Origin of the sequence: uncultured Megasphaera sp. (assembly GCF_958350005.1) — a bacterium.
Taxonomy (GTDB): Bacteria; Bacillota; Negativicutes; order Veillonellales; family Megasphaeraceae; genus Megasphaera.
Genome location: NZ_CATWFF010000116.1, coordinates 1 through 6,774, shown reverse-complemented (window position 1 = coordinate 6,774; position 6,774 = coordinate 1). Strand labels below are relative to the sequence as shown.

Annotated in this window: 6 protein-coding genes and 1 pseudogene; all 7 read right to left on the bottom strand. The window is 56.8% G+C overall.

Annotated elements, in window-relative coordinates; all coding sequences use genetic code 11:
- Positions 1-302 (bottom strand): annotated as a pseudogene (locus Q3886_RS07425) (M20 family peptidase); the annotation flags it as partial.
- Between the two features lie 20 nt (positions 303-322).
- Positions 323-1,246, bottom strand: a complete 924-nt coding sequence (locus Q3886_RS07420; protein WP_301860664.1) for an LD-carboxypeptidase — start codon at positions 1,244-1,246, stop codon at positions 323-325.
- Positions 1,247-1,260: 14 nt separating this feature from the next.
- The gene (locus tag Q3886_RS07415; protein ID WP_301860663.1) at positions 1,261-2,844 is read right to left on the bottom strand and encodes a peptide ABC transporter substrate-binding protein; all 1,584 of its coding nucleotides are present in this window, start codon (positions 2,842-2,844) and stop codon (positions 1,261-1,263) included.
- Entirely contained in the window at positions 2,844-3,821 is a 978-nt protein-coding gene (locus tag Q3886_RS07410) for an ABC transporter ATP-binding protein (RefSeq protein WP_301860662.1), read from the bottom strand. The genes Q3886_RS07415 and Q3886_RS07410 overlap by 1 nt, the downstream gene beginning before the upstream one ends.
- Complete coding sequence (locus tag Q3886_RS07405) at positions 3,799-4,800, bottom strand: ABC transporter ATP-binding protein (protein WP_301860660.1); 1,002 nt, start codon at positions 4,798-4,800, stop codon at positions 3,799-3,801. The genes Q3886_RS07410 and Q3886_RS07405 overlap by 23 nt, the downstream gene beginning before the upstream one ends.
- Positions 4,800-5,714 carry an ABC transporter permease gene (locus Q3886_RS07400; protein WP_301860659.1) on the bottom strand — a complete coding sequence of 305 codons (915 nt, stop codon included), beginning with the start codon at positions 5,712-5,714 and terminating at the stop codon, positions 4,800-4,802. The genes Q3886_RS07405 and Q3886_RS07400 overlap by 1 nt, the downstream gene beginning before the upstream one ends.
- Before the next feature lie 2 nt (positions 5,715-5,716).
- Complete coding sequence (locus Q3886_RS07395) at positions 5,717-6,649, bottom strand: ABC transporter permease (protein WP_301860658.1); 933 nt, start codon at positions 6,647-6,649, stop codon at positions 5,717-5,719.
- Positions 6,650-6,774 lie beyond the last annotated feature (125 nt).

Genomic DNA, 6,774 nt, shown 5'->3' with positions numbered 1-6,774 from the left:
GCAATCAGGTTATGGCCGCAGCCATGGCCGATCTTCGGCAGGGCATCGTATTCGGCCAAAAAGCCCATCTGGAACGGGCCGGCCCCAAAGGAGCCATGAAAGGCCGTAGGAAACCGTTCGGCCACGATGTCTTCCACGGCAAAGCCATGATCGGACAGGATCTGGCGCAGATACGACGACGCCAGCACTTCATGCTCGCCCAGTTCCGGATGGGCATGAAGATAGTCTGCTATTCCTCTTATGACTGGAGACAGTTCATCTACACGCTGACATACAAGGTCTTTCATTTCTTTCTTGTTCATATGCTGCTCGCCTTGCTTTCTCATAAAATTTCCACGTCTGCTGCCGTATCGGTGCAGTGCAGCCGGACCGACCGGCCCAAAGGCAGCCACAGGTTATCTGCTCCATGGCCTGCAGGGAAACCGCAAATAGCCGGTTTTCCCCACTTACGGGCATACTGATAGATAATATCCTGCACCGTAAACTCATAGGGCGCAGGCTGTACCGGTTCACACCGCGTAAATTCACCGAATATAATCCCTTTGGCCCGGCCAATCAGTCCGGACTGTTCCAGCTGGCACAGCAGGCGGTCCAGAGAATACACAGGCTCGCTCGTTTCTTCAATGAGCAGTATCATATTCTCTATATCCAGGCTGTACGGGGTCCCTTCGGTCACGGCCAGAAGCATCAGATTACCGCCGCACAGCGTTCCCGTTACATCGCCGGGAACGATCGTTTCCAGACGGCCCTCAGGAGGCAGCAGGACCGGGCCGGCAGCAAAGGGATCGGCCAGACCACGGGCCAGGTATTCTTTCGTATAGTCCGATGCTTTCTGCAGGGACATGACCATGGGGCCGTGAATCGTCGCCATGTGGCAGCGCTGGAGAAACATGGTGTGCAGCGCTGTAATGTCGCTGAATCCTACGAACACTTTGGGATGGGCCGCAATGGCTTCATAATTCAGAAAAGGCAGAATCCGCGTCGCTCCGTAGCCGCCGCGGAGGCAGACTATGCCGTCGATTTCATCATCCAGAAAGGCAGCCTGCAAATCAGCAGCCCGCAGAGCATCGTCGCCGGCCAGGTAGCCCCATGAAGCCTGGGCCGATTTGCCCAGTTTGACCTTGTAGCCCATAGATTCCAAAATGGCCACATTGGGTTCCACCTTGTAATCTCCAATAGTCGACGACGGGGCAACGACGCCGATCGTACTGCCTGGCGGTAAGGCTTTTGCCAGTGTATAGTTCATCTTAGTTCTCCTCCCTACGGGTTTGCTATGTAGGCCCGCTTAAAATCGACCAGCCCCAGGGGCGACCAGTGATAGCCCTGAATATACGGCTGGGCAACGTAAGGCTGGGTCGTGTAATAGATGGGAATAATGACGCAGTCGTCAAAAAGCAATCGTTCTGCTTCATGAAGATAGGCCATGCGCTGCGCCTCATCATTGGTTTTCTTGGCAGCCTCAATGAGCCCGTTGTACTCCGGATTATGATACTGCGCATCGTTGGCTTCGTCAGAAAAGACTTCCATAAACGACATGGGATCTACGTAATCGGCAATCCACGATGCCCGGGCCAGCTGATAGTCGCCCTGAGCCCGGGCGGCCATGAAAACTTTCGATTCCTGATTGACCAGCCGCACGTCAACGCCCAGATTGTCTTTCCACATGGCCTGCAGCGCTTCGGCTACGGCCTTGTGCATTTCATTGGTATTGAACAGCACCGTAATTTCCGGCAGAGGATGCTCTTCGTCATAACCGGCAGCGGCCAGGTTCTGCCGGGCCAGTGCTGCATCTTCGCCGATAAGGCTGCCCCCTTCTTCCCGGAAATCCCGACCTGTAGCGGCATCGGTAATTCCCGGCGGCACCCAGGCATAGGCCGCTTCCTTCTGGCCCCGCACAATATGCTGAATCAGGGACTGGCGCTGCACAGCCAGGGCAAAGGCCCGGCGGACGCGGACGTCGTCAAAAGGCGGCTTCTGCACATTAAACACGTAATAATAGATGCCCAGATACGGCGCAATATGATATAGTCCCAGCTTTTCCAGACGGTCCTGGTCGGCTGGCGGCGGCTCTACAGTCATATTGGCCTGATTGCTTTCCACCAGCGTCAGCCGCGTCGCCTGGGAATCGCTGATAGGAAACAGGATGTACGGCAGCCGGACGGCATCGGCATCCCAGTAGGCCTCGTTTTTCACCATCGTAATTTCACTGGAATGAATCCATTTCGTAATTTTATAAGGGCCGCTGCACACCATGCCTTCTGCATCAGCTGCCCACGTATCCGGTTTTGCTTCTACGAGCTTCCGCGGCACAGGGTAATAACAGTGAAAAGCCGTCAGGTTCAGGAAATACGCCGTCGGATACGTGAGGCGCACCTGCAGGGTCTTGTCATCCAGCGCTGTGACGCCAACGTCTTCCGCCTGGGCTTTGCCGTGAAAATAGTCTTCCCCCTTGTCGATGCAGAACATCATGTACGCATTTTCCGAGGCCGTATCGGGGTTCATGACCCGCTTCCACGAATACTCAATATCACCGGCCGTAATGGGCGAGCCGTCGCTCCACTGCAGGTTGTCCCGCAGATAAAAAGTATATACTTTGCCGTCTGGCGAAATATCCCAGCTCTTTGCCAGGGCCGGCTGGGGCACATTGTGTTCATCCAGGCGGGTCAGGCCTTCAAAGAGCTGCAGTTCCGTATTATTTTCGGCCAGAGACGTAGTCATAGCCGGGTCCAGGCGGGACGGTTCCGCTTCCAGGACATAACTGACCGTGTCGGGCCGTTCCATGCCGCAGCCGCCAAGCAGAATCATTCCGACAATCAGACAGAGTATCTGCCGTATTCGTTTCATCAGCCATCCTCCCTTACACCATAATGGCATGCTACATATCTTCCCGGAGAAACGCACTGCAGTGCCGGCATTTCTGCGGCACACCGTCCATCTGCCAGGGGACACCGCGTCCGAAACACACATCCTGACGGGGCATCGAGGGGACTGGGCGTTTCTCCCTGAGCCGGCACAACGCGGACACTGTGCGGGTCAGGACGGGCCATGGAATCGCGCAGAAGCCTGGTGTACGGATGCAGAGGCCGGTGAAAGACGTCTTCTCCCGGCCCCAGTTCGACAAGGTGTCCCAGATACATGACGCCAATCCGGTGGCTCACATGATGGACCATAGCCAGATCGTGGGCAATAAACAAATAGGACAGACCCCGTTCCTGCTGGAGTCGCTTCAGCATATTGACGATCTGCACCTGTACGGACACGTCGAGAGCCGAAATAGGTTCATCGCAGAAGATACACTCCGGTGCCAGAGCCAGGGCCCGGGCAATGCCGACGCGCTGCCGCTGGCCGCCGCTGAACTCATGGGGATAGCGCTGGGCTGCTTCGGCCCGCATATCCACTTCTTCCAGCAGGTCCCGGACGCGGCGAAGCCGCTGAGCCCTATCGGTACAGATTCCATAGCTTATCAGGGGCTCGCTGATAATATCTTCTACGGTCATGCGCGGGTCCAGTGACGAATAAGGGTCCTGGAAAATCATCTGCACATGGCGGCGATACGCGGCCATGACGGCCTTATCGTCTACAGACCGGCCTTTATAGAGAATCTGGCCGCCGCTTTTGCCGTACAGCCCCAGTAACGTACGGGCAAAAGTCGATTTGCCGCACCCCGACTCGCCGACGAGGCCGACGGTCTCGCCGCTGTGTATGGCCAGAGATACGGCACACACAGCGCGCAGCACCGTCTCCGGCCGGCCCAGCCAGTCTTCGCGAACGACAAAGTTCTTCTCCAGCTGCTGCGCTTCAATCAGTATGTTTTGTTTCACAGAAGCGCCTCCTTTCCGGCGACAGGAGCCAGCACGCCGCTGTGTGTCCCGGCCCGGTCTCGTACTGCAGCGGCATGGCAGTCATGCAAATCCGCATGGCCTGCGGGCAGCGGCGGAAAAACCGGCATCCTGACGGCATATGAAACAGATCCGGCGCCTGTCCGGCAATGCCCTGCATTGGTTTATCTTTATGGTCCGGATCAGGTAAAGAGGCCAGCAGCCCCTGCGTATACGGATGGGCAGGGCGATAAAAAATATCTTCTGCTGTCCCTGTTTCTACGACACAGCCGGCATACATGACGTATATGCGCCGGCACATTTGCGCCACAATCCCCAGGTTGTGGGAAATGAGCACAACCGCCATACCCATCTTCTGCTGCAGCGACTGAATCAGTGCCAGTACCTGTGCTTCTGTCGTCACGTCCAGAGCCGTCGTCGGTTCATCGGCAAACAGCAGGCGCGGCGAGCAGGACAGAGCCATGGCAATGAGACAGCGCTGCCGCATGCCGCCAGACAGTTCATGAGGATACTGGCGCAGCCGCTTTTCCGGCGATGTAATGCCAACAGCCTGCAGCAAGTCCAGGGCTTCTCGCTGCACCTCTTCTTTCTGCAGATTCCGGTGCAGGCGCAGCCCTTCTTCAAGCTGGTCGCCAATGGTAAGAACTGGGTTCAGGGCTGTCATGGGGTCCTGAAATACCATGGCCATGTCCCGGCCCCGCAGGCGGTTCATATCCCGTTCCGACCAGGGCAGGATGTTCTGGCCACGCCAGTACACCTCTCCCTGATCGTATACAGCGGCGCCGCGGGGCAGCAGCTTCATAACCGACTGAGCCGTTACGGACTTGCCGCATCCCGACTCGCCGACAATGCCCACCGTTTCCCCGGCTTCCACGGTCAAAGATACGTCGTGGAGCGCTTCCAGAATGCCGCGGTACGTCCGAAAGGATACATGAAGGTGGCGAATATCCAGTAAAGCCATTATCCTTCTCCCCCTTTCTGATGCTGCGGGTCCAGGGCGTCGCGCAGGCCGTCACCGAGAAACATAAAACCCAGCATGGTCACGCTCAGGGCAATAGCCGGGAAGACCAGCTGAAAGGGAAAGGACCGCATACTGGCAATCCCTTCTGACGCCAGAACACCCCAGCTGGCCATGGGAGCGGCTACGCCCAGGCCGATAAAACTGAGAAAGGCTTCCGTAAAAATCGCGTCGGGAATGGACAGGGTCAGCGTGACGATAATAGGGCCTACACAGTTGGGAATCATGTGGCGCCGCAGAATCTGCCACGTCGAAGCTCCGCACGAACGGGCAGCCAGCACATAGTCCTGCTGTTTCAGGCTCAGTATCTGGCCGCGGACGATGCGGGCCATGGCCAGCCAGTAAGCAATGCCCAGAGCCAGGTAAATGTTGAGCAGTCCCGGCTTGAAGACGACCATGAGCAGAATGACATACAGCAACATGGGAATAGAGTACAGGACGTCGACAATATGCATCATAATCCGGTCTGTCCGGCCGCCGACCAGGCCGGCAATGCCGCCGTAGAGCACGCCGATGACGACGTTGATCACGCTGGCCACCAGGCCAATGGACAGGGAAATGCGGGCGCCGTAGAGCACGCGCACCAGCAGATCCCGGCCCAGGGAATCGGTACCGAACCAGTGCGCCGGCGACGGCCAGGCATTGGCATTGGCAAAATCCTGATAGTCATACGTATACGGGCAAAGCCAGGGGCCGGCGACGGCCAGCACGGTCATGACGGCAACGATGGCCATGCCCCCCAGAGCCAGGCGGTTCTGCTTCATCCGCTGCCAGCCCCGTTCCCGCAGGGTCTGCGGCGGAATATACGGTTCTTCCCGCTCTGCCGCTGTAATCTGTTCAAAATCACGACTATCCATGGTCAGTCCCCCTTGCCGCCGCGCAGCGTAATCCGCGGATCCAGGAGCGGATATATCAGATCGACGAGCAAATTCATCAGCATAATGAGAAAGCTGTAAAAAATAGTAATCCCCAGAATAACCGTGTAGTCGCGGTTATAAATACTGGTCACAAAATGGCGGCCCAGACCGGGAATGGCAAAAATAGATTCAATAATAAAACTGCCTGTCAGCAAGGCCGCTGCCATGGGCCCCAAATAGCTGACTACAGGCAGGAGGGCATTGCGCAGGGCATGGTGAAACAAAATCCGCCCTGTACTGACGCCGCGGGACCGGGCAGTGCGGATATAATCCTGCCCCAGCGCATCGAGGACGCTGGACCGGGTCAGGCGCATGACGAAGGCCATGGGCTGCAGCGCCAGAGCCAGCGCCGGCAGAACTACATAAGCCGGCCCTTTCCACATAGCCGCCGGCAGGACGGGCCACGTAAAGGCAAACAGCTGGATCAGCACGGCAGCGGCAATAAATCCCGGCACAGATACGCCCAACGTAGCCACAATCATGAGGGCATAATCAACGGCGCCATTTTTATACCACGCCGCAGCCAGGCCGAACAGTACGCCGCAGCCTACGGCCAGGCACAGGCTGATAAGGCCCAGCTCAGCCGATACGGGAAAGGTTTCGGCAATAATATCATTGACCGTCTTGCCGGGGTACTTGTACGACGGCCCCAGGTCCAGGACGGCAGCATGACGGACATAATCGACATACTGCGTCCACAGGGGATCATTCAGATGATACCGCTCTTCCACCGTGGCCATGACGGCAGGAGGCAGCTTCTTTTCCTGCGTAAAAGGCCCGCCGGGAATGGCATGCATAAGGCCGAAGGTAAGGGTAATGACGATCCACAACACGGCAGCGGCGCCAAGGAGACGCCGGGCAAGGTATAAAATCATAGGGATTCCTTCTTCTTCAAATAATATCTTATATTATATAAGTCCCGGAACCTTTCATCAAGAACAATCTCCTGCAAATACTATCAATTTTCAGGAGATTGCAGTATAATGGAATAGTTTCCATT